Origin of the sequence: Pseudomonas sp. CROZ-RG-20F-R04-15 (assembly GCF_022662375.1) — a bacterium.
In the GTDB taxonomy this organism is placed as follows: Bacteria; Pseudomonadota; Gammaproteobacteria; order Pseudomonadales; family Pseudomonadaceae; genus Aquipseudomonas.
In genome coordinates this window covers 260,744-284,051 of sequence record NZ_JAKNQL010000003.1, presented here as the reverse complement: position 1 = coordinate 284,051, position 23,308 = coordinate 260,744, and the positions used below count along the sequence as shown (strand labels likewise).

Annotated in this window: 20 protein-coding genes; 9 read left to right on the top strand and 11 right to left on the bottom strand. The window is 60.1% G+C overall.

Annotated features, from left to right (window positions below; all coding sequences use genetic code 11):
• The 6 genes from tssG to tssB form a co-directional block, all read right to left on the bottom strand.
• A complete protein-coding gene (tssG, locus tag L8H52_RS07405) occupies positions 1-1,026 on the bottom strand; it encodes a type VI secretion system baseplate subunit TssG (protein ID WP_242206436.1) in 1,026 nt (341 codons plus the stop codon).
• Complete coding sequence (gene tssF, locus L8H52_RS07400) at positions 990-2,783, bottom strand: type VI secretion system baseplate subunit TssF (protein WP_242206433.1); 1,794 nt, start codon at positions 2,781-2,783, stop codon at positions 990-992. Before tssF ends, tssG begins: the two co-directional genes overlap by 37 nt.
• Positions 2,767-3,210 carry a type VI secretion system baseplate subunit TssE gene (tssE, locus tag L8H52_RS07395; protein WP_242206431.1) on the bottom strand — a complete coding sequence of 148 codons (444 nt, stop codon included), beginning with the start codon at positions 3,208-3,210 and terminating at the stop codon, positions 2,767-2,769. Before tssE ends, tssF begins: the two co-directional genes overlap by 17 nt.
• A gap of 15 nt (positions 3,211-3,225) precedes the next feature.
• Positions 3,226-3,723, bottom strand: coding sequence for an Hcp family type VI secretion system effector (locus L8H52_RS07390; protein WP_242206430.1), 498 nt, complete (start codon positions 3,721-3,723; stop codon positions 3,226-3,228).
• A 101-nt stretch (positions 3,724-3,824) separates the two neighbouring features.
• A complete protein-coding gene (tssC, locus tag L8H52_RS07385; protein WP_129394379.1) occupies positions 3,825-5,306 on the bottom strand; it encodes a type VI secretion system contractile sheath large subunit in 1,482 nt (493 codons plus the stop codon).
• Positions 5,307-5,336: 30 nt separating this feature from the next.
• Positions 5,337-5,879 (bottom strand): type VI secretion system contractile sheath small subunit, encoded by a 543-nt coding sequence (gene tssB, locus L8H52_RS07380; RefSeq protein WP_064390536.1) that lies wholly within the window; start codon positions 5,877-5,879, stop codon positions 5,337-5,339.
• A gap of 227 nt (positions 5,880-6,106) precedes the next feature.
• On the opposite strand from tssB, the gene L8H52_RS07375 reads away from it, so the two are divergent.
• The 5 genes from L8H52_RS07375 to tssA are packed head-to-tail and all read left to right on the top strand — an operon-like array spanning position 6,107 to position 13,614.
• Positions 6,107-6,553 (top strand): type VI secretion protein, encoded by a 447-nt coding sequence (locus tag L8H52_RS07375; RefSeq protein ID WP_242206428.1) that lies wholly within the window; start codon positions 6,107-6,109, stop codon positions 6,551-6,553.
• A 46-nt stretch (positions 6,554-6,599) separates the two neighbouring features.
• Positions 6,600-7,931, top strand: a complete 1,332-nt coding sequence (gene tssK, locus L8H52_RS07370) for a type VI secretion system baseplate subunit TssK (RefSeq protein ID WP_242206426.1) — start codon at positions 6,600-6,602, stop codon at positions 7,929-7,931.
• A gap of 18 nt (positions 7,932-7,949) precedes the next feature.
• Complete coding sequence (locus L8H52_RS07365; RefSeq protein WP_242206424.1) at positions 7,950-8,714, top strand: DotU/TssL family secretion system protein; 765 nt, start codon at positions 7,950-7,952, stop codon at positions 8,712-8,714.
• The gene (locus L8H52_RS07360) at positions 8,711-12,535 is read left to right on the top strand and encodes a type VI secretion protein IcmF/TssM N-terminal domain-containing protein (protein ID WP_242206422.1); all 3,825 of its coding nucleotides are present in this window, start codon (positions 8,711-8,713) and stop codon (positions 12,533-12,535) included. The genes L8H52_RS07365 and L8H52_RS07360 overlap by 4 nt, the downstream gene beginning before the upstream one ends.
• Positions 12,532-13,614 carry a type VI secretion system protein TssA gene (gene tssA / locus L8H52_RS07355; RefSeq protein ID WP_242206421.1) on the top strand — a complete coding sequence of 361 codons (1,083 nt, stop codon included), beginning with the start codon at positions 12,532-12,534 and terminating at the stop codon, positions 13,612-13,614. Before L8H52_RS07360 ends, tssA begins: the two co-directional genes overlap by 4 nt.
• On the opposite strand, the gene L8H52_RS07350 is transcribed toward tssA, so the two are convergent.
• The 4 genes from L8H52_RS07350 to L8H52_RS07335 all read right to left on the bottom strand — a co-directional run bounded on the left by L8H52_RS07350 (position 13,611) and on the right by L8H52_RS07335 (position 16,445).
• Positions 13,611-14,579: a 2-hydroxyacid dehydrogenase gene (locus tag L8H52_RS07350; protein ID WP_242206419.1), complete on the bottom strand. Its 969-nt coding sequence runs from the start codon at positions 14,577-14,579 to the stop codon at positions 13,611-13,613. The genes tssA and L8H52_RS07350 overlap by 4 nt on opposite strands.
• A 171-nt stretch (positions 14,580-14,750) precedes the next feature.
• The gene (locus L8H52_RS07345) at positions 14,751-15,179 is read right to left on the bottom strand and encodes a hypothetical protein (RefSeq protein ID WP_242206417.1); all 429 of its coding nucleotides are present in this window, start codon (positions 15,177-15,179) and stop codon (positions 14,751-14,753) included.
• A 15-nt stretch (positions 15,180-15,194) separates the two neighbouring features.
• On the bottom strand, positions 15,195-15,683 hold the full coding sequence (locus L8H52_RS07340) for a DUF4822 domain-containing protein (RefSeq protein WP_242206415.1): 489 nt from the start codon (positions 15,681-15,683) through the stop codon (positions 15,195-15,197).
• 378 nt (positions 15,684-16,061) lie between these two features.
• Positions 16,062-16,445, bottom strand: coding sequence for a tautomerase family protein (locus tag L8H52_RS07335; RefSeq protein ID WP_242206413.1), 384 nt, complete (start codon positions 16,443-16,445; stop codon positions 16,062-16,064).
• A gap of 252 nt (positions 16,446-16,697) precedes the next feature.
• Between L8H52_RS07335 and L8H52_RS07330 the strand changes: the two genes are divergently transcribed.
• The 4 genes from L8H52_RS07330 (at position 16,698) to L8H52_RS07315 (ending at position 20,384) form a co-directional block, all read left to right on the top strand.
• A complete protein-coding gene (locus L8H52_RS07330) occupies positions 16,698-16,892 on the top strand; it encodes a hypothetical protein (protein ID WP_034152472.1) in 195 nt (64 codons plus the stop codon).
• Positions 16,893-16,960: 68 nt separating this feature from the next.
• Entirely contained in the window at positions 16,961-17,143 is a 183-nt protein-coding gene (locus L8H52_RS07325) for a hypothetical protein (RefSeq protein WP_242206411.1), read from the top strand.
• A 233-nt stretch (positions 17,144-17,376) separates the two neighbouring features.
• On the top strand, positions 17,377-18,657 hold the full coding sequence (locus L8H52_RS07320) for an HAAAP family serine/threonine permease (RefSeq protein WP_242206410.1): 1,281 nt from the start codon (positions 17,377-17,379) through the stop codon (positions 18,655-18,657).
• Between the two features lie 80 nt (positions 18,658-18,737).
• Positions 18,738-20,384, top strand: a complete 1,647-nt coding sequence (locus L8H52_RS07315) for a SulP family inorganic anion transporter (RefSeq protein ID WP_242206408.1) — start codon at positions 18,738-18,740, stop codon at positions 20,382-20,384.
• 206 nt (positions 20,385-20,590) lie between these two features.
• On the opposite strand, the gene acnB is transcribed toward L8H52_RS07315, so the two are convergent.
• Positions 20,591-23,200 (bottom strand): bifunctional aconitate hydratase 2/2-methylisocitrate dehydratase, encoded by a 2,610-nt coding sequence (gene acnB, locus L8H52_RS07310; RefSeq protein ID WP_242206570.1) that lies wholly within the window; start codon positions 23,198-23,200, stop codon positions 20,591-20,593.
• Between the last annotated feature and the right edge of the window lie 108 nt (positions 23,201-23,308).

Here is a 23,308-nt window from a genome sequence, read left to right as displayed (position 1 = left end):
TCAGGTGATCTCCAGCTGACGAAGGCGGGTTTCGATGGTTTGCACGCCGAGGCTGGCCTGACGCTGCAAGCCGCCGTTCCAGCTCAGCAGAGCCGGGCTCTGGCGCGCGAGTTTCAGCGGCCCGGCCCCGCGCACCCGCAGCACCAGTCTGACGTCCAGATCCGGGCCGAAATACAACCCGGCGAGGCTGGCCAGTGCCGGGTGTGCTTCGCCATCCGGGAGAAAACGCGCCGCCTGTATCGATGGCAACGGCCCGAGGGTCAGGCGAATACCGGCGTGTTCATCCCAGACCCGCGTGCCAGCCACGGCGCTGCGGCCCAGTTGCAAGTTGCGTCCACCCGGTTTGATCACGCTGCGGCTGGCCGGCGGGATCTGCCGCCAGGCACCCTCGTAGGCGCTCAATTCGACCGGCACGGCAAACTGCTCGCGGACAATCGCGGCGAACCCCGCCAGTGAGCGACGGCCATCGGCAAACAACGCCGTGCATGCGAGCACAGCACAGTCAGGAACAGCCTGGCGCTCCTGCAAAGCCTTGGGCAGCAAACCGGTCAGTGCGCGCAATTGCGCCTGCACCGGCGAAGCCCCCGGCGTGACAAAACCCAACGCGACGCGGTGCTTGCGCATCACTTTGTAAAGCAGGCTGAGCAAGCGATGCTGGAACAGATCGAGAAACGCGGCCGGTGCATGATCCTTGGCCCGCGCCCGTTGTTGCAGCCAATCCTGATAGGCGTAGGGGAGAGGACCGTCCGGGCCGCCGAGACCGAAGATCGGCGTGTCGATCGTCAGCGGTTCGCCAGGTGCTTCGTGCAGGGCTTCGATCTGGCTGGTGGCAAACGCCGGCGTCAGTGGCCCGCGCAGTTTCAGCGCTTCGGTCTGCGGCGAGGTGCCGCTGCCAAGTGGATCGGCCTGCGGCTGCTCGCGTTCGAGCAACAGCAACGCCTGCAACCATTCGAAGGCCTGCGGCTCACGGCGCAGGCGCTGGCTCAGGGTCAGAGCGACAGGGGCATGCCGGCTTGGGGTTGCCATGCCTTGACCTCCTTGTCGGACTGCATCAGGACGGTGCGCACAAAGCGATTGGCCGTGGCGTACAGGGAAAAGAACTGCGCCAGCACCGCCGAAAACAGCACGGCGCTGCTGCCGACGAAGTGCTGTGGATCGAGCTGCAACTGTACCTCCAGACCATTGCGCCAACCGCGCCAGGCATCGGCGCCCACATGGCCGATTACCCGTTCACAGTTGAGTTGCAGCAGACCTTCGATCTGTCTCAGCGCACTGGTCTCATCGCGCAGATTGTGCAGATGCAGAATCTCTTTCAGGGCATCCAGCGCCTGCGGCCCTTCGACCAGCGACAGATGATTGAGGGTCAGTTGCGAGACCAGGCGCCAGCGCGAATCACCGTCCAGCCGCGGCAGACTTTGCGCACTTGGCGAATTGCGCAGGCGTGCCCAGGCGACCGGCCCGGGACGCTCGAAACCCAGCGGCGTGCCGGCCGGCAGGCTTTGTGCCAGATAGCGGTTGGTGCAGAGCAACTCGGCGGTAAGGCTGTAGTCGGGCAGATCGGTTTGCGGTTCAAAACGGGTGTCGACCACGCTCACCAGTAAATCACTGCCGAGCCGGTTCGGCGTCATGCCGTTGACCCGTCGCGCATGCCAGTAGCGCTGCTGGTCGCCGCCGCTGTGCTGACTGCCGTAATACGCCGGCAGACGCTGCACGCCAGCGCGAGTACTGGCGCGCATACCGCGAATGCTGTGGATCTCGACGCTGTTCTCGCGGTGGCTGTCGGCGATGAGTCGATACTCGCTGCGCGTACCATCCGGACGCAGCGGCTCGGAAGTCCGCGGGAACAGGTTGATCACCGGCGCGCAGCCGAGGGTGATGTCGCTGGCCTGCAAGTGCAGGCGGCTAGCGGGGGCACGATCGAAAACGATGTACAGATAGAGGGTCTGGCTGTCGCTGGAAACACCGCGCAACGGCAGATCGAAAAAGTGGAGTTTGTCCGGGAAGGCAAAGTATTCGGCCAGCAAGCGCATGCCCGGATGGACTCCGTCTTCATCCGGCAGCAGGGCTTCGTCATCACCGAAACCAACAATATTCGGCAAACCTTTCAGCGCCATCGGAACGCTGCCCGGCGACCCCGCCAGCACCTGCACCGCATGCGCGCCGAGCAGGTCATACAGGCAGGCATTGACCACCGGTGACGCGGCCAGATGGATGCGCAATTGTTCAATACCCAGATCTGCCCATTGGCTTTCGCCCAGGCAACGCAGGCTCAAACGCAATGCCGAGCGCGACTGCGCGACACCGGTCAATGCCTGGGCTTCATCGCTGCCCAGCAACAGCGCCTCGCTGACTTCGATCGGCCATAACCGAACGGCGGCCGAGGTGCGAAAGTGAATGCTCTCGCCTTTGCTGGTGGTGACGAATAACGGCGTGTCGCGGGGCAGGGAATAGCCGTCGTCGAGGTTGCCTTTGCTCGGGTCCGGCTCGAATTGCACGATGGCGCAGGACGGCAACGGCCGCATCGCTAATGGATAAAGTTGTTCGAGCAACGCATCGCTGAATTCGGCGTAGTCGTCATCCAGGCGCCTTTGCAGGCGTGCGGCGAGCAACGCAAAGCCTTCCAGCAAACGCTCAACGTGGGGATCGGGGCATTCGCCTGGCGACAGTTCCAGGCGTCGCGCGACTTTTGGATAGCGCTCGGCAAACTGGCTGCCGGCGTGGCGCAGCCAGGTCAGTTCGCGTTGGTAGTAGTCGAGCAGTTGCGGATCAATCGAGTCGCTCATGGCGCACCTCCAGCCCTTCGCCGCCGGGCTCGATGACAAACGCCACCGGCCAGTGCTGCTGGCCGCTGCGCAACTCGCCGAGCAAGCGTATGCTCATCCGCTGCGGCTGTTCGGGCAAGGGATTGACCTGAACTTCGCTGAGTTTCAGGCGTGGTTCGAAAGAGCTGATGGCTTCGCGGATGTCTCGCGCCAGCTTGCGCCGGTCATCGCTGCGCTGCTGTTGCAGGGCGCTCCAGTCAGCGATGCCGTAGTCGATCACACTCGCTGGCGTGGTTCGCGTGAGCGGACCTCGGCGTGTATTGAACAGGCGCCCGAGCTCGGCGTGCACCGAGTCGAGCAAGTCCTGCCGATCGAATGCGCGCGGATTCTCCGCCTCGCTGGACGCGAGGCGTTCGAACAGCGGTGCGCGCATGCCGGTGCCTGCCATGGCCAGAACGCCGGGTTAGCTGACAAGCTTGTTGGCGGCCATGTCCCAGGTCGACGCGGCGGTGCCTTCCTTGGTGCCGTCGTCTTTCTGCGCGGTGAGCTCCCATTTGATCTTGGTGAAGTTCAGCGACAGGGTTTCCACCGGTTTGCCGCCGGTGCCACCACTGACGCTGACGTTGGAAATCACCACGTTGGTCAGGGTGTAGACGATGAAGGGCATCAATTGCCCACTGCCTTCGGCGGCGTTGCGGCCGACGGTGATGATGGCTTCGGGGATCGGCTTACCGGCGCAGCAGTATTCGTTGAGAGACGGTGTCGAGGTATCGACGAACTTGGTCAGGGTGAACTCGCCGACGTGAGGTTTGCCGGAAGTGCGTTCCGAGTTACTGACGTCGTTGGTCACTTGCATCGCCACGTTGTGGCTGTAGGACATGACTTCGATCTTGTCCGCATAACCTTCGAGCAGGCTATCGCCTTTGATATCGCCGCCGAGGTCGAGAATGATTGCATCCATCGCTTGAAACTCCTGAAGAAAATCACATTAGGCAAACGGGCTGAACACGGAACCCGTGGCGAGGGGATAAATCCTCTCGCCATCAGGGTTTCTCTGGAGCTTTAAGCGGCAACCGGCGGTGGTAATGTCGCCACCAGGCGAATCGATGCGGTCAGCTCTTCCAGCTGGAAGTGCGGCCGCAGGAACACCGTCGCCCGGTAGGCGCCAGGCTTGCCGGCGACTTCGGTGACGTCCACCCGCGCCTCACGCAACGGGTACTGCGCCTTGATTTCCTGTGGGGCGTTGTCGTTGATCAGCACGTAATCGGCGATCCAGTTGTTGAGGTAGGTCTGCACGTTGTCGCGGGTCATGAAACTGCCAACCTTGTCGCGCATGATCACCTTCAGATAATGGGCGAAACGTGACGCGGCGAGCACGTACGGCAACATCGCCGAGATCCGCGCGTTGGCGTTGGCCTCGTTGGTGTTGTAGACCTTGGATTTGTTGGTGGTCTGGCCACCGAAGAACACCGCCACATCGCTGTTTTTCTTGTGGCACAAGGCGATGAAACCGAGGTCGTTAAGCTCTTTCTCGCGGCGATCGGTGATCGCTACTTCGGTCGGGCATTTCAGCGACAGATCGCCAGAGCTGGTGCGGAACGTATGCGCTGGCAAACCTTCCACCGCGCCGCCGCCTTCAGCGCCACGAATCGCCGCGCACCAACCGTACTTGGCGAACGCTTCGGTGATGCGTTGCGACAGCGCCCACGCAGCATTGCCCCACAGGTATTTGCTGTGATCGGTGCCGTTGACGTCTTCGACGTAGTTGATGCCTTCCACTGGCGAGGTGTCCGGGCCGTAGGGCAGGCGCAGAAGAAAGTGCGGCAGTACCAGAGACACGTAACGCGAATCCTCGCTCTCGCGGAACGAGCGCCATTTGATCAGCTCCTGGCTCTCGAACACTTTCGACAGATCACGCGGCACCGCCAGTTCGGTGAAGCTGTTCATGTCGAACAAGCGCGGGCTGGCGGCGGCAATGAATGGCGCGTGAGCGGCAGCGGCGACGTTCGACAGTTTTTCCAGCAGGCCAATGTCCTGCGGATGCCGGCCAAAAGTGTAGTCACCGACCAACAGGCTGAAGGGATGGCCACCGAAGGTGCCGTATTCCTCTTCGTAGATCTTCTTGAACAGTGCGCTCTGGTCAAACTCGACGGCTTTTTCCAGGTCGTTCTGCAGCTCTTTCTGTGTGACGTTGAGCAAGCGCAATTTCAGCCGGGTGCTGGTTTCGGTGTTCTGCACCAGCATGTGCAGGCCACGCCACGAAGCTTCGAGTTTTTGCAGATCGGGATGGTGCAGCACCTCGTTGAGCTGGGCGCTGATCAACTCGTCGATCTGGCTGATACGGTCGTTGATCATCGCCACGGTGTCCTTGTCGATGGCCATGCCTTCGTCGAGCACCTGGGTGGCGAATTCCGCGAGCATGTCGCGGGCGTAATCCTGCTGACTGTCATCGTGGGCCATGCGGCCGTCGAGAATGATCTGGTCGAGCAGGGAAAGTGTCTCGGTCGTACTGTCGCTGGCTTGTTTCTGAGCAGAAGCGGGCATGGCGAATTCTCCCCTCGATTAAGTGGACGATCAGGCTTGCGGTTCGGCCGGAGCCTCGGCATCAGCTGCCGGGGTAGCGGTGTCCGGGCGGGCCGATTTGATTTCCTGCAGGCCTTCGGTGTTGGCGATGACGTCGCGCAACAGCTTGTCCAGGTCATCGTTGCCGTCGAGTTTGGTCAGCAGATCACGCAGACGCTGGCGTGCCTCGAACAGGCGCCGCAGCGGCGTGACTTGCTCCACCACCTTGACCGGATCGAAGTCGTCGATGTGTTTGAAATTGAGTTCGATGTTGAGCTTGCTGTCGTCGCCGCTGAGGGTGTTGTTGACCTGCAACGTGGCGCGCGGGCTGATCGAGGCGAGCACTTCGTTGAAGTTGTCGCGGTCGATTTCGGTGAAACGCCGCTCAGTCAGTTTTGCCAATGGTTCAAGTGGCTTGCCGGAGAGGTCGGCGAGAATTCCGACCACCAGTGGCAGTTCCTTTTTCTCGATGGCGTTGCCGATTTCGACGTCATAGGTGATTTGCACTCGGGGCGGGCGCACCCGGTCGAGCTTGTGCTGAGTACTTTCTGCCATGTCGGCGGACTCCGATGCGATGAGCGGGCGCAATGCATCGGGGAGGCCCGTTCATCGCTTTCCCTTGCTGGACCGTAGGTTAGAAAGGGAGGCAGATGACCTGTCGTTCCTTTGACAAACCTTCTTGATTCGGCTGTAGGAACCGAACTACCCAAGACGCTAGAACAGGTCTATAAAAAAGCAAGCAAAAACATTTTTGGACAGGTTCGCGAAAAGGAAAATTCATTTTGCGTAGACGACTTTTTCTAACATTGCTGTTTTCGTCCCTGGCCGGTTGCTCGCTCTTCGGGCCGAAAGTGGACCTCGACAGCCTGACCCTCGACGTCGCGCCAAAAGCCAACGACGACACCCCGATTGCCGTGGACTTCATTGCGGTCGCCGATCCGGATTTGCTCAAGCAATTGTCGGGCATCAGTGCCAGCCAGTGGTTCGCCGGGCGCGAGCAGTACCAGCGCGACTATCGTCAGTTGATGAGCGTATGGGGACTGGAGCTGGTGCCGGGGCAATTCATCGACCGCCAGCCCTTCCCGTTGGGGGGCAAGAAGGCCGCTGGACTTTTGGTCTTCGCCAGCTATACCACACCCGGAGCACACCGCTTGCGCCTCGACGATCAGAGTGAGGCGTGGCTGAAATTCGACAGCCGCGAGATGAGCCTGGTCAACCCGGAACACTGAAATACCACCGCTGCCGCCGGATTGCGGCTTTGTCGAAAGGAGTCGTATGAGTCTGCTACCTGACGCGGTTTGCTGGCACGAAGGCATGCAATTGCTGCCGCAGCATTTTCAGTTGCAAGGGCTGCGAGCCGAAGCGCTCGGCGCGCATCTGGCGCAAGCGTGCAACCCGTGGTTCTGGGGTGTCAGCCACATGGAGTTCGATCCTTCGGCGCTGAGCGCTGGGGTAGTGCGGGTACTCTCGCTGCAAGGGACGATGCCTGACGGCCTGCCGGTGGATTTGCAGGCCGGGATCGGGCCGGCACTCGAACTGGATGTCAGTGCGGCGATCGATGCCGCCGACGATGCGACCGTCACCGTGTACCTGGCGATCAGCCCGATGTGGCGTGCCGGGCAGTTGCTGCCGCTCAAGGGCCGCTTGCAGTCGGTGGTGGGGGACGCGCTGCCGGATCTCACCAGTGGTGAATTCCCTGAATCGATCACCGTGTGGCGACCTAATCCACGCCTGTGCACGCAACTGAACAAAGCCGATTCGATCTGCCTGCCGCTGCTGAAAATCCGCAAGGAGGGCGGCGGCTTCCTGGCGCTGACTTACACCGCGCCAACACCGCTGCTGTTGCCGGAGTCTGCGCTGGGTCGACGCATCGCCGGCCTCTGCGCGCGGGCGCGGGAGAAGTGCCTGTTTCTCGGCGGCCGTTTGCGTCAGGCGCAACAGGCTGGCAATCAGGACGATGCGCTGGAAATCCGCCGCCAGTTGACGGCGTTGTGGGCGCGCTTGCCGGAAGTCGAAGGCGCACTGAGCAGTCGTATCGTGCATCCGCAGTCCCTGTATGTGCACCTGCTCGGGATGGCTGGCGCATGGGCGGCACTCGATCCGCTGGCTGGGGTGCCGGCGTTTGCGCCACTGGATTTTCTCGAGTTGCAGCGCGGTTTTGATGCGGTGCTGCAATGGCTGGAAACCACCCTCGAACTGATCCGTGCCGGCTACCGCAGCCTGCCGTTCGAACGCGGTGAGCACAGCTTTTCCATTCAACTGCCGGACGAGCAGCCGAGTCAGCGTCTGGTGATCGGTCTGCGCATGCCCAACGGCGCCAGCGAACAAGCGGCCATTGACTGGTTGCGCGGTGCAATCGTCGCCTCGGCACCGCACATTGCGCTGCTCAGCCGTCAGCGCATGAGTGGTTTGGCGCATCAGGTCATGAGCCGCAGCGAACAGGTGGCCTACAGCGTCGGCGAAGACACGCGACTGTTTGTAATCACCGCCGAAGGCACGTGGTTCGACGCGCAACTGCCGCTGGTCATCGCGGCACCGGCGGCGAAGCTGACCAGCAGTCCGTGGCAAGTGGTGCTGTTTATCGCCCAGAACAGCGAAAGTGCCTGATCACACAAGGAACGCCGTATGTCGCAAGGAAGTGCCGCAAACCTTGGGTTGCAGGACGCACCGTTGAGCAGCGCGTTCCGCCAGACGTGGCAGCAATGGCAACAGGACTGGGTGCAATTGCCCAAGGACAGCGAGGACGAAGCAGCGCTGGTGGACACGGTGGTCGAACTGTCCACGCAAGCGTCGCAGCGGTTGTGGCGCACCGCTTATGCGCGGGTCGGCGATTCGGCGACCGAGCAGGTCAAGGCGCTGGTCTATGCGTTCGTCGCACTGGTCGACGAAACCCTGCTGTTCACGCCATGGCCCGGGCAGTCGGCGTGGCAGGACAAACCGTTGGAGTCGCGTCTGTATTCCAGTCGTCAGGCCGGCGAACAAGTGCCGGCGGCGATTCAGACATTGCTCGATGAACAGCAACCGACCAGCCGCGATCTGGCCAACGTGTACCTGCAGTGCCTGATCCTCGGTTTTCATGGGCGTTTGCGCGGTGAACACAGTCAGGCGCAACTGGAGAAGTGGCGGCTGGCGCTGTACACCTTTGCCTGGCAGGACGAGGCCGGTTATGCCGATGTCAGTCAGCGCCTGGTGCAGCCGTCGCTGACCACGCCATTGCAACTGCCGGTGCGCACGGCGCTGCCGGACGGCTTTCGCCTGGCATTGGGGATTCTGGCGATGGTGCTGTTGCTGACCGGGCTTGGCCAGTTCCTCTGGCGTGACATTCGTTCGGAACTGGACCCGGTGCTGCAGATCATCGACTCGGTGGCGCCAGTGGAGCAAGACTCATGAGTACCCTGACGATAGTCGCGTGGGTGGTTGCGCTGCTACTGGTCGTGGTGATCATCGCTGTGGCGGTATGGTGGCTGCGCACCCAGAGTGGTGCAGCGATCCGCAGTTTCTACGCAGCCGTGCGGCAAATGGAGCAGGAGCAGGGCAGTCACGATCGCTATCAGATGCCATGGCTGCTGATGCTCGGCGACGAAACCCAGGGCACGCAACTGGTCAGTGAATGGCGTCTGCAACCGACCGACAAACCGGCGTGGTTCGGCCGCTGGTGGTCGGACCCGGAAGGCGCTGTACTTGTAGTGCCGCAGGCATTGTTTCTGCCCGACGACGGTATGCATTTGCAACGTGGTGGCTGGTGGCGTTTGCTCGGTCTGATCCTGCGGATGCGCAGCAAACGGCCGCTGGACGGGGTGGTCTGGCTGGTGCCGGTCAGTCGCCTGAGTAATCTCGAACAGGCTGCCAGCCTCGGTCTGGCTGCGCGTCGACGCTTCATCGATCTGCTGCAACGTTTTGGCCTGAGTGTGCCGGTGTACGTGATCATCACCGGACTTGAAGAGCTGCCAGGGTTTCAGGAGCTGATCAGTGCGCTGCCCGAAGAGGCCCGCGAACGTACCCTTGGCTGGTCGTCGCCTTATTCGCGCGATGCGGTATGGCAAGGGCAATGGAGCGATCAAGCGCTTGATCGCATCCATCGTGCTGTGGCGGAAGCGATCATCGAAATCGGCACCTTGTCCGGCCAGTTGAGCGCCGATCTGTACGCCTTGCCGGAGCGTCTGGAAACTTTGCGACGCGGTTTGCAGAGTGTTCTGGAACCGGTGTTTCAAGGCAATGCTCAGGGTGAAGCACCGTGTTTTCGCGGTGTCTATTTCAGCGCCAGTCAGGCCTCGGAGGATGCCAAGGATGGATTCTCCGCCGACGACAGCGGCTTGCAGCAAAGTGTGTTCGTGCGTCAGTTGTGGCGTCAGCGCCTGGTCGGCGAGCGCGGGTTGGCGCAAGGCGTGCCGCGCCTGCTGCGTTTGCGTCAGCGCTGGCAGCGGCTGACGGCCGGCGTGGCGCTGGTGATCGGGATTATCTGGGCCGTGGCAATGCTTTGGGTCTGGCACGTGTCGGTCAAGGATGCCCACGAACTGGCGCGGCAGATGCAAGGCGCGCAAAAGAGCTACGTGGCGATCAGCGATGAGGCGCAGCGAGTCGACTCGACCCGGCGTAACGTGCAGACCTTCTGGCGCGTGCTGGAGCGTGCGCCGCACTGGAACTATGTGTCTCTGGTGTTTCCGACGTCGTGGTTTTCCTCGCTGGACAATCAGCTTGAGCAGCAAGTGCTGCAATCCACCCAGCGCCACATCATGGTGCCGCTGCATGACCTGTTGGGCGCGCAACTGGCGCAGATCAAGGCGATCCGCAGCACCGATCGGCGCAGCACTATCGAAAGCGACGACCCGGCGCAGTGGCAGAACTATCTGAAGGCGAACGATCTGGTGGATCGGGCCTTGCGTCTGGAGCAGCAGAACCAGTTGTTCAATCAAGTGCAGAACAACCCGCGCGCACCGCTGGACGACCTGGTGCAACTGAGCAACAACGCGCTGTCGCTGAACCTCAATACGGGCACCTTGCCCTATGCAGCGTTCTACAATCGGCTGCTCGTGGCCGGGGAAGACGGCAGCTTGCAGGCGCTTGATCTGAGCGTCGACCGACCGCAGATCGTCAGCAACTTTTCCGGATTGATGCAGCGCTGGCTGGATCAGTATTTCCTCGCCGACAACTTTGTCAGCAAGGCCGGCTATCTCAAATTGCATCTGGATCAGTTGCACGCCGGCAGTGGCAACAGCCTGAGCGAGCTGGAAGACCTGACCGCGCTGGTCGACGATCTGCAAGCGGCGATCGCCCTGACCAACTCGACGTGGAGTCGCGGCAAGGGCCAGGAACTGGTGCCGGGTTATCGCGACTTTCTCACCAAGGTCGGCAAGAGTACGTTGCTGGGTACCCAGGTCGAGCAAGACCTCGACACACAAGCGTCACGCCTGCAGCAGAGTTTCCGCGATCAATGGATCGCCCAGATCGGTTCGCGGGACAACTTGCTGGTGCAGCAAGCCAGCGGGCAACTGGCCTTGCAGGAACAAGTGATCAAGCTGGATAACGCGATACAGGCGCTGTTCAAGCGTGAATTCGTATCTGTCGCCCTGCGCGACAGCGATGACAACGTCAACCTGCAAGGCCAGACCGTAGACGGCGATGACCTCAATGAGTCGCTGAAGTATTTTGCCGACTACAACAGCTACATCGCCGAAGAGCTGCCGCGGATTCCACCGGACTTTCGCACAGCACTGCTGAAAACCGCCGAGCGCGCCGCTGCTCAAGCGATGTGGTTGAGCCTTAAGGATCACAACGACCAGGCGCACCCTTACGCCGTGTTCAACGTGCAGGCCGAGCAAGCCATGGCCCTGCAGAAGGCTTTTGTCGAGGTGCACCGCGCGGATCTCTCTACACGCCTGCAAGCGGCGCTCAACCGCCGCGCGATGGCGCAGATTACCGCTGGTATCGAGGAAATCACCGCACAGCCACTGTTCGGTGGTCGTGCCGAAATCAGCCAGTGGGACGGTTCGAAAAACCTCGGCTTGCAATTGTTCGGCGCCAGCGATGTGCAGGATTTGAAACTGAGCCTCAAGCAGCAATTCAACACCATGCTCGGCATCACTGAGCGGCGTACGTCTTCGTTGCAGTGGTTGACGACGCAGCAAGCCAATCTCTCGGCACTGGATTACGAACGTGTAACGCAGTTCAGCGCCCTGAACGACGAACTGCGTAAATACAAGGAAGCCAACCCGGCCAGTTCGCCGGCGCAGATCGAGCAACTGGTCAGCCGCGACTTCATTGAAATGGACGTCAATTCCTGCCTGCAAATGTTGCAGACCGCCAATGTTGCCGGTGGGCGTGGCACGTTGGCGATGCGCGCGATCGAGCTGCAACAGGAAGCCATGCAGCGTTGCCAGCAACTGCAAGTACAACAGGCGGCGGCCGCGTGGAATGAGCTGGCGAACTACTTCAATCAATACCTCGCTGACCGGTTTCCCTTTGCCAACGGCGTGCAGATGCCGGATGCCGACCCGGCGCGGGTGCAGTATTTGCTGGAGCTGATCGACAAGCGTCTGCCGGTCGCTCAGGCCGGCCTGGTTGCGAACCAAACGCCGGAGCGCGTGGCCGCAGCGGATTTTCTCAATCGTTTGAAGCAGGCCAGCATCTGGCTGACGCCGCTGTTTGTACGCGACAAGAGTGGCATCCTCGGCGTCGAACTCGACGTGCGCTGGCGCACCGATCGCGATAATGAGCAGGGGGCCGATCAAGTGATTGCCTGGGGTTTGCTGGCGGGCAATCAGCAGATCAACTACCCGGTCGCGGCCGAGCAGCCGAGTTTGCGCTGGATGGTCGGTCAACCCATCCGTCTGACCCTGCGCTGGGCGCGCAACGGCAAGGAGCGCCCGGTCAACGATCCGCAGCAGCCGAATCTGGTGGTGCGCGATCTGGAGGCTGGTTGGGAGTATGGCGGGCCATGGTCGTTGCTGCGGATGATGCGCGCGCACTTTTCGGTGCAGCGGCAACCGAGCATGGATTACACCGACTTCCCGCTGACCCTGCGCCTGCCGGTGACCGCCGCGACCGACAGCGTCACCAGCGAATTCACCCGCATGTTCGTGCGTTTGTCACTGATGAGCCAAGGCTCGAAATTGCCGCTGTCGATTGCACCGTTGCCCACCCGTGCGCCGCGTTCACCGTTTCAGCTGACCGGAAGTACTGCCGCCCTTGAATCGCAGAAGGATGACCTGTGAGCCTGCCCTCGACCGCTGTGCCAGACCTGATCGATCAACTGCTCGCGCCGATCAGCACGGAGGTGCCCTGCGGCGTTGATTTGCGCTATGAGCGTGAGTTCGATCAGTTGCGCGACTTGCGCCGCGAGGATGATGCCAGCCTGCCGACCGGGGTCTGGCAGTCGACACTGAAGCGGGCGAACTGGCCGGAGGTGGAGAAGCTCACCACGGCTTTATTGCTTGAGCGCAGCAAGGACTTGATGCTCAGCGCCTGGCTCGGCGAAGCGTGGCTGCACCTGCAAGCGCTGGACGGGTTGCCCGGCAGCCTGGCGCTGATCGCCGGTTTGTGTGAACGCTTCCCCGAGCACCTGCATCCGCAAGCCGAGGAGGGCGATCAATCGTGGCGCGTGATTCCGCTGGAATGGCTGGTGCGTCGCTACAGTGAAGTGTTGCTCACTCGCGTGCCGCTGTTCGGCACGCGCAACAGCGATTTTGAAGCCTATACCCTGGAAGTCTGGCGACGTTTGCAGATTCAACAGGTGCAGGTCAACGACAGCAAGAATGCGAAAAGCTCGGCAGAAACTGCGCGCAATGAACAGAAAAAACTCAGCGACCAGATTCGCGCCACACCGCTGGCATTCTGGTTGCGCACCCAGGGCAACCTGCTGCTGAGCTTGCAACACCTGCAACGGCTCGACAGCTGGAGCGATGCTTATCTGGGTGAACAAGGCCCGGGATTGCGCCCCTTGCAGGACATCATTCAAGCGCTGCTGAAGCTGGTTCAGGAGTTTATCGCCATGCACCCACAACAACCGGCAGCGCCGGCACCCGTGGTCGACGCCCCCGTCACCCTGCCGCAGACTGAAGAGCCAGCGCCGGTTGCCCAGGCATTTCGCGAACCGGCCAATCGCGAGGAGGCGTATCGGCAATTGCTGCTGATCGCCGAATACCTGGCCCGCACCGAACCTCATAGTCCTGTGCCCTATCTGATCCGGCGCGGTGTCGAGTGGGGTAATAAACCGTTGAGCGAGTTGCTGGGTGAGTTGATCAGCGCCGACGCGGAGTCACGGCGCCTGTGGACGTTGCTCGGGGTGCTTTAGTGCACGCGCTGGTTGCTGAGTTTCGGTGGCAGCGCAATGGGCGTCAGTACCGGCTCGCCGGAGAAGAACGCCACGAGGTTTTTGCCTACCAGTTCGACCGTGCCTTGCGTTGCTTCCGGTGACAGGCCGGCGACGTGCGGTGTCAGCAGCACGTTGCTCAGGGTTTTCAGCGCATCCGGCACTTGCGGCTCGTGATCGAATACATCGAGTGCGGCACCGGCAATTCTGCGTTGTTCGAGGGCCGTGATCAGATCCGCCGTAGCGATGACGCTGGCGCGGGCAATGTTGACGATGAAGCCTTTCGGCCCGAGCGCATCGAGCACCGCGCGGGTGACCAGATGTTGGGTGCCAATGCCACCGGGCGTGGCGACAATCAGAAAGTCCGAAGCCCGGGCCAGTTCGGTCGGCGTCGAGCAGAACGCATAAGGCACATCGCTACGCACCTGGCGGCTGTGGTAGCTGATTTCCATGTCGAAGCCGAGGTTCGCGCGTTTGGCGATCGCCAGCCCGACGGCGCCCAGCCCGAGAATTCCCAGGCGTTTGCCGGCCAGCGACGGGCGCATGATCTTCGGCCATTCACCCCGTCGTACGGCGGCATCACAACGCGGGATATCCCGTACCAGTGCCAACAACATCGCCATCGCATGGTCGGCCACCGACGAGGCGTTGACCCCGGCGCCGTTGGTGACGGTAATGCCACGGTTGCTGGCGGCCTGCAGGTCGACGTGTTCGTAGCCGGCGCCGATGACGGTAATGATCTTCAGCGCGGGCAGGGCGGCGATTTCTTCCGCCGTGAGGCCCAGCGGACCACGGGTCAGCACCGCGTCGATGCGGCTGCCCTGGGAGGCAATGGCTTGCGCCCGTTCAGCGGGTGTGGGGGCGAGAATCAGGTGGAAGCCCTGATGTTCGAGAATCGGCAAATAGTCATTGATGGTTTCAACCAGTACCAGAACGGTTGCGGGCATTGCGCGGCTCCTGTGAACGTCGGCGGGTTGGTCGCGAAAGTCGTTTCAGAGTGCTGAATCCGCAGCGACTTGGCAATCGTTGTCATTCGCGCAGTGGTGCTTTGATTCTGGACGGCTTCCGGCAAGAAGCAAGGGGTGGCAGCACACCGGTGATCCGGTGCGCTGTCGGCATCATTGGCCCGCTTGGGCTTTGGCTTGTTCAGCCATCGCGATCGGCTTGATATCGTAGGTCGGATAGAACTCGGTGCGGTAACTGCCCCAGGCGGTGTTTTCCAGCGCAAGGTTCACTTCTGCCAGACGCGAGACAGGAAAGCGCACGGTAACGACCTGGCCAATTCCCATCATGATGTTCCAGCTCACCACCTCGACTCCGGCAGGGGGAAAGGTTTTATGGAAACCTTGCTGTGCGAGCTGGGCCTTGAGTTCACTTAACGGTCGGGTTTGATCATGTTTCAGAAAAACGGTCAGCATCATCGCGTTGTCGGCAGTGGCGACGGCATTTTTTGCGGGTTGACTGGCGGCTTGTGCGTTGACCCCGGCGCAATACACCGAAGAGGCCAGCAACGTCGACATCAGCAGGGTTTTAAGTGTCTTTTGCATATTGAACTCCTTGTCTTATTGTTTGATGGCGGACCTGGTTTCTACCGTTCCGGTATACGGCTCGTGAACAACGTGAATACGTACGACCGGGTTGTTGTCGGTCATGTCGCGCGGCACTTCCCGGGAATAAGTGAATTCTCGGTCATTCAATGTTTCCAGACGCCTGACAACGGTTTTGGTCGGGCCGACATCGGGGACAAGAATGTGCTGTTGCTGATCGCCGGTGACAAAGAAGTAACCGCCACCACCCTTGTTGTACTTTGACTCGCCTGTATCGGCGTAAAAGAACTCATATCGATTGCGCTCGGGATCCCACGTCGAAATACCGACAACGCCGGGGTACTTTGCCTTGACGTCGATTTCAGGGGCGCCGTCGACATAGACCTTGGTGGTCAGCCATCGCGGTGACGAGGCCAGTTGGCGTACGTCTGCCGTTTGGGCGGCGCTGACGTGGGGGATAAACAGCGCTGCGAGTAACAGACAGATAATCGTGTTCTTGTGCATGCGATGTCCTCTTTATCAACTTTGAAAATTATTTGCTGTTGGTTGTTCGTGTCCGGGGCGTAAAAAATATAGCCGTCGTCTGGAAGGATGTTCAATAGTCAGGTAGTTGCTTGTAACAAATGGCTTGTTTTTTATTTTCAAGTAATATTTTGTGGTGGTTGTTTTGAGGTGTGCAAGTTGTAGGATTATTCTGAGTTGTCGATAAGTTATGTACTTGTTTGTAGGTGTTGTCTGTCGTTCAGTTCGCTGGTCGAGTAAACCGATTACACGGCGCTGTAGGACTAAGAATGCGGTTACAAATAGTTGATTGACGCAATCGCGGATGCTCAGATTGCGTCAATCGCGTGCGAAGGCGGCGTTGGGCTGTCAATCACCCGCTCAAGTGACGTATTGCGCAATGCCGTTACCGAATGACCAGTTCTCTTTTTTCACCTCCACCAGATTGATGAAGACGTCCTCCAGGCGCACCGCCAGTTGGCTGTGCAGGCTTTCGGCGATGGTTTTGAACAGCAACTGTTTCTTCTCTACCGAGCGCCCTTCGCTGATGGTGATCTGAATGAACACCACGCCGTCGCTGCGCTGGATTCCCAGATACTGCGGGTCGTAGACGAAGTGCTGGCTGTCGTGCTCGGTGAGGATCTGGAAGTTGTCGTGCTCCGGCACATCGATACAGCTGCGCAGGGCGCCGTAGATCTGCTCACCGATGCGTTTGGCGAAGGTGGGGTCGGGGTTTTGTTTGATGTCGACGCGAACGAGGGGCATGGGCAGAGACTCCGGGGGGGCAGGGACTCATTCACGCTAGAACATTTCAACCAGATTGAAAGCATGGGGTGATGACCTCGGTGCTGTTTTTGTATGAGGCTACCTACGAAACTCGCGGATTTTACCTACGCATTTGGCAGAGCCATCTGCTATCGGGCAGACGGTTAACGCGAAATCATGGGGCAGCAATGGGAGGTGGTCCAGGATGGAAAAGCTTCCCGAGCGTTAACTGTCAGCAGCCAAGGAAGGTTCATGCATCTTGATGACCACAAAAATGTAGAGCTCGAAAGGCTACAAACGGAAACCCAAAAGCTCGGCGCGGAGAGGCGCAAGCTTTTGGCGGAGGAAGCAAAACTGAAACTTGAGACTTTTTTGTATCCCCTTGTGGTGGGGGCTGGGGCATTAACTGCAATTGCCACCGCCGTTGGGCTTTATTTGAAGCTGTAAGAGAGCGCAGCAGGTTGCCGTTGCGCATGCGTGTTGATTCAGAGCACCAAAAATGGGAAGGGGGCAGTATGAGCACAGAGGAAAGCAGAGCCAGGATAGACCGACTGTATCAAGAGGAGTTTGAATTCAGAGAAGCCATGAAGCCCTTTCGCAAAGCCGAAAGGCGTGAAACGGTTTTGCTGTTTAGCCTTGGAATGGTGATGGGCGCGGTGGGGATCGCTTTCGTGATGGTGTTGGCTCGAACCCTCTGAATACCCTTGCATGTGCCTGTTAACGACATCATGAATACCTGTTTACGACAAATAATTTCCCGAAAACGACGCCAAACGGATCTGCTCCGCACAACCATTCCTCAGCTAAGTCTTTGCTTATGCTCATTTATCACGGAGAATCGCGCCCCTGTTTCGGCCGGAGCATGTCTGTCGGTTTTTTCCGACGCATCCTGACCGAGTGGCAAGTGACCGGAATGCGGAGATCCGACCGGATGAATGATCAGGCCAATAGCGTCGAAGAGCGCTTTGATGCAGCAGCACCCGCTGAACTTTCGAGCTGGAATCGCCAGGACACCACCTGGATGTTGGGACTGTTTGGGACGGCCATCGGCGCCGGTACCCTGTTTCTGCCGATCAACGCAGGTTTGGGTGGCTTCTGGCCGCTGGTGATCCTCGCGCTGCTGGCGTTCCCGATGACGTTCTATGCGCACCGTGGCCTGACCCGTTTCGTGCTTTCCGGTCGAGAAGGCGCTGATATCACGGAAGTGGTCGAGCAGCATTTCGGCATCAAGGCCGGCGCGCTGATCACCTTGCTGTACTTCTTCGCCATTTTCCCGATCCTGCTGATCTATAGCGTCGGTCTGACCAATACAGTCGCCAGTTTCCTCGAACATCAGTTGCACATCACGCCGCCTCCGCGCGCGCTGCTGTCGTTCGTGCTGGTCCTCGGTCTGCTGGCGGTGGTGCGGTGCGGTGAGCAGGCGATCGTCAAGGCGATGAGCCTGATGGTTTACCCGTTTATCGTCGCGTTGCTGTTCCTCGCCGTTTACCTGATTCCGCACTGGAACGGCGGCATTCTCGCCACCGCTTCGCACGTGCCGGCACCGTCTGCGTTGCTGCACACACTGTGGCTGGCAATTCCGGTGATGGTGTTCTCGTTCAACCACTCGCCGATCATTTCGGCGTTTGCGGTCGATCAGAAGCGTCGCTATGGCGAGCATGCTGAAGAGCGCAGCTCGCAGATCCTGTCCCGCGCGCACCTGCTGATGGTGGCGATGGTGCTGTTCTTCGTCTTCAGCTGCGTGCTGACCCTGACGCCGGAGCAACTGGCAGAAGCCAAGGCGCAGAACCTGTCGATCCTGTCGTACCTGGCCAACCATTTCAGCAACCCGACCATCGCCTTCGCGGCGCCGTTGATTGCGTTTGTGGCGATTTCCAAGTCCTTCCTCGGTCACTACATCGGTGCCAGCGAAGGTCTCAAAGGCCTGATCGTCAAGAGCGGCAAACGTCCGGGCGCCAAGGCGCTGGACCGCATTGTGGCGGCGTTCATGCTGGTGGTGTGCTGGATCGTGGCGACCCTGAACCCGAGCATTCTGGGTATGATCGAAACGATTGGTGGCCCGGTGATCGCGGCGATTCTGTTCCTGATGCCGATGTACGCCATTCGCAAGGTGCCAGCAATGGCGCGATATCGTGGTCAGGCGTCCAATGTGTTTGTCACCGCAGTAGGTCTGGTGGCGATTTCGGCGCTGATTTATTCGCTGACCGCGTAAGCCACAACTCCAGATACTCAGCTACAGTGGCCGCTGCATACGGTGTATGCAGTGGCTTTTTTTCGTCTGGAGACAGTGGATTGTCGAGCGCCCCGCAACCTGTTGAATCACCCAATCGCTGGCAGGATGTGCTGGCCGGCCTATCGATAGCCGGCCTCTTGCTGCCCGAAGCGGTGGCGTATTCGACCATCGCCGCTTTGGCGCCACAGGCCGGGGTTATCGCCCTGTTCGCCGGGTTACTCTGTTACGGGGTGTTCGGCACCAGTCGCTTTGCGATTGTCTCGGCCACCTCCTCTTCGGCCGCCGTGTTGGCTGCGGCAACGGCGACCCTGGCCAATGGTGACCCGCAATTGCGCTCCACGTTGGCGGTTGGCCTGGTCTTGGTCACGGGCGTGTTGTTTTTGCTGGCCGGGGCTTTTCGTCTGGGCAGTGTCACGTCCTTCATTGCCAAACCGGTTTTGCGTGGATTCGCCTTCGGTCTGGCGCTGACCATCATTCTCAAGCAGGTCGCCAGTGTGGTCGGCGTGCATCTGACCGACGCCAATCTGGTGCGCTTCGCCCCGCAACTGCTTGAGCAACTGCCGCAATGGAACTGGCCGGCCGCAGGTGTTGCTGCCGTTGCGCTGGTGCTGCTCGGGTTGTTTTCACGATTCCCTCGGCTACCCGGTGGCTTGCTGGTGGTAATGATCGGCATCGCCGCCGGGCAATGGCTGAATCTGCCAGCGCATGGTGTGAAGATGATCGGCATTATCGACCTCAGCCTGGATGTCCCCAACTTGCCGGTGCTGCCGTTCGCCGACTGGCTACGGCTGGGGGAGGTGGGGTTTGCGTTGGTGATGATTCTGTATGCGGAGTCTTACGGGTCGATCAGTTCCTATGCGCTCAAGCACGGCGACCGCGTCACCTCAAACCGTGATCTGTTGGCGCTGGGAGCGTCGAACCTGCTCTCCGGATTGTTTCATGGCATGCCCGCAGGCGCGGGGTACTCGGCGACCTCGGCAAATGAAGCCGCAGGGGCGACGTCTCGCTGGGCCGGTGGGGTAGCTGCGTTGGTGGTGTTGATCATCGTGCTGACGGTGTTGCCATGGATTGCCCTGACGCCGGAGCCGGTGCTCGCCGCGATTGTCATGCATGCGTTGGGTCGCGGTTTGAGTTTGCAGCCGCTGGGCCGCTACTTCATCTGGCGCCGGGATCGCGTGCTGGTGATCTGTGCGGTCTCGGCCGTATTGATGTTGGGCGTGCTGGACGGCTTGCTGGTTTCGGTGGCGATCAGTGTGCTGTTGATGCTCAAGCAGATGTCGGCAGCGGACATTCAAGTATTGGGACGGATTGATGGCGGACACGATTTTGTCGATGTGCAGCGTCATCCCATTGCGCAAGCGGAGCCCGGCGTACTGATCATTCGGCCGAGTGAAGCGTTGTTTTTTGCCAACGTTGAGCGAATTCTGGGGGCGGCGTTACGGCTGATCCGCCATGCAGAGGTGCCGGTGCACACGGTGATTCTGAGTCTTGAGGAGACGCCTGACCTGGATGGCACCAGTATTGAGGCGATGCAGGAGTTTTTCCTGCGGGTGCATCAGGAAGGCAAGCGATTGATTCTGGCGCGGCTCAAGCATGAAGCGCTGACGGTGTTGGACGCATTGCCTGAAGTGCAGGCCAACGGTGTGATCCTCAGCGGTTTGAGCGTCGATGGCGCCGTGCAGCAAGCCCTCAAGCTCAACCCATAACCCTATGGGGGAAATGCAGTTCTCTTGTCTGGTAAGCATCAAATGTGGGAGCGAGCCTGTTCGCGAAAGCGGTGTGTCAGTCGATGTAACTATTGGATGATGAATTTGCTTTCGCGAGCAGGCTCGCTCCCACAGTGTCTATGTGTGACGTATAAAAAAACGCCGCTCATCTCACGATGGGCGGCGTTTTTCATTGCGTTGCAGCGTTAGGCTTGAACGACCGGGATGTTGGCGTTCGCAGCAGCTTCACGGAACTCGGCAATCTGGTCGAAGGACAGGTAGCGGTAGATATCGGCCGCCATGCTGTCGATCTTGCCAGCGTATTCCATGTACTCCTCGACGGTCGGCAGGCGACCCAGGATCGAAGCCACGGACGCCAGCTCGGCCGAAGCCAGGTAGACGTTCGCGCCATCGCCCAGACGGTTCGGGAAGTTACGGGTCGACGTCGACACAACAGTCGCGTTCGGCTCTACACGTGCCTGGTTACCCATGCACAGCGAGCAGCCTGGCATTTCCATGCGCGCGCCAGCCTTGCCGTAGATGCCGTAGTAGCCTTCTTCGGTCAGTTGGTGAGCGTCCATCTTGGTCGGCGGCGACAGCCACAGACGGGTTGGCAGCTGACCCTTGACCTGATCCAGCAGTTTACCGGCAGCGCGGAAGTGACCGATGTTGGTCATGCACGAACCGATGAACACTTCGTCGATCTTCTCGCCAGCAACGCTGGACAGCAGACGGGCGTCGTCCGGATCGTTCGGCGCGCACAGTACCGGCTCGCTGATGTCGGCCAGATCGATTTCGATGACTTCGGCGTATTCGGCGTCGGCATCGGCTTCCATCAGTTCCGGGTTGGCAACCCAGGCTTCCATCGCTTGAGCACGACGTTCCAGGGTACGTGCATCGCCGTAGCCTTCGCCGATCATCCAGCGCAGCAGGGTGATGTTGGAGTTCAGGTACTCGGTGATCGATTCTTTCGACAGCTTGATGGTGCAACCGGCAGCCGAACGTTCGGCCGAGGCGTCGGACAGTTCGAACGCCTGCTCCAGGGTCAGACCTTCCAGACCTTCGATTTCCAGGATGCGGCCGGAGAAGGCGTTTTTCTTGCCTTTCTTCTCGACGGTCAGCAGACCGTTCTGGATGGCGAAGTAAGGAATGGCATGAACCAGGTCACGCAGGGTGATGCCAGGTTTCATTTTGCCTTTGAAGCGCACCAGGATCGATTCCGGCATGTCCAGCGGCATAACGCCGGTGGCAGCGGCAAACGCAACCAGACCGGAACCGGCCGGGAACGAGATGCCCATCGGGAAACGGGTGTGCGAGTCACCACCGGTACCCACGGTGTCTGGCAGCAGCATGCGGTTCAGCCACGAGTGGATGATGCCGTCGCCCGGACGCAGGGAAACGCCGCCGCGGGTCATGATGAAGTCAGGCAGGGTGTGGTGGGTGGTCACGTCGATCGGCTTTGGATACGCCGCAGTGTGGCAGAACGACTGCATTACCAGATCAGCGGAGAAGCCCAGGCACGCCAGGTCTTTCAGTTCGTCACGGGTCATTGGACCGGTGGTGTCCTGAGAACCTACGGTGGTCATCTTCGGTTCGCAGTAGGTGCCAGGACGGATGCCTTTGCCTTCTGCCAGACCGCAAGCCTTGCCGACCATTTTCTGCGCCAGGGTGTAACCCTTGGTGCTTTCGATCGGTGCATCAGGCTTCTTGAACAGATCGAACGGTGGCAGACCCAGTTCGGCGCGAGCCTTCTCGGTCAGGCCACGGCCGATGATCAGCGGGATACGGCCGCCGGCACGGACTTCGTCCAACAGAACCGGGGTTTTCATTTCGAAGGTGGTCAGGACTTCGTCGGTGCCGTGTTTGCAGACTTTGCCAGCATGCGGGTACAGGTCGATCACGTCGCCCATGTTCATGTTGGAAACGTCGAACTCGATTGGCAGGGCGCCGGCATCTTCCATGGTGTTGTAGAAGATCGGAGCGATTTTGCTGCCGAAGCAGAAACCGCCAGCGCGCTTGTTCGGCACGTAAGGAACGTCGTCGCCGAAGAACCACAGTACCGAGTTGGTGGCGGATTTACGCGACGAACCGGTACCGACCACGTCACCGACGTAGGCGATCGGGAAGCCTTGACCGCGCATTTCTTCGATCTGCTTCATCGGGCCGATGGCGCCCTGCTGATCAGGAACGATGCCGTCACGGGCCATTTTCAGCATGGCCAGGGCGTGCAGCGGGATGTCTGGACGCGACCAGGCATCAGGAGCAGGGGAGAGGTCGTCGGTGTTGGTTTCGCCGGTAACCTTGAATACGCGCAGGCTGATCTTGTCAGCCAGGGTCGGACGGTTTTTGAACCACTCGCCGTCAGCCCAGGATTGCAGCACGGCTTTAGCGTGAGCGTTGCCGTTCTTGGCTTTTTCCGCGACGTCGTGGAACGCATCGAACATCAGCAGGGTGTGCTTGAGTTGCGCGGCAGCGACTGGCGCCAGCTCGGCATCGTCCAGCAGGTCAACCAGAGTGACGATGTTGTAGCCGCCCTGCATGGTGCCGAGCAGTTCTACAGCGCGCTTTTTGTCCAGCAGCGGGGAGGAAACTTCGCCCTTGGCCAGTGCAGACAGGAAGCCGGCTTTTACATAGGCCGCTTCGTCCACGCCTGGTGGAATGCGATTGGTGATCAGGTCAACGAGAAATTCTTCTTCGCCAGCCGGAGGGTTTTTCAGCAGCTCGACCAGGCCTGCTGTTTGTTCGGCGTTAAGCGGCTGGGGAACGATACCCAGGGCTGCACGCTCTTCGATATGTTTGCGGTAGGCTTCAAGCACAGTTATTACCCTCATCAGTGGTCCCAAATGGGTGTCCGGGACGCTCATCCCGAAATTGCCGTACTCATGCTCCTCACGACGTTGTGGGTCGTTCGGCCAGAATTACCG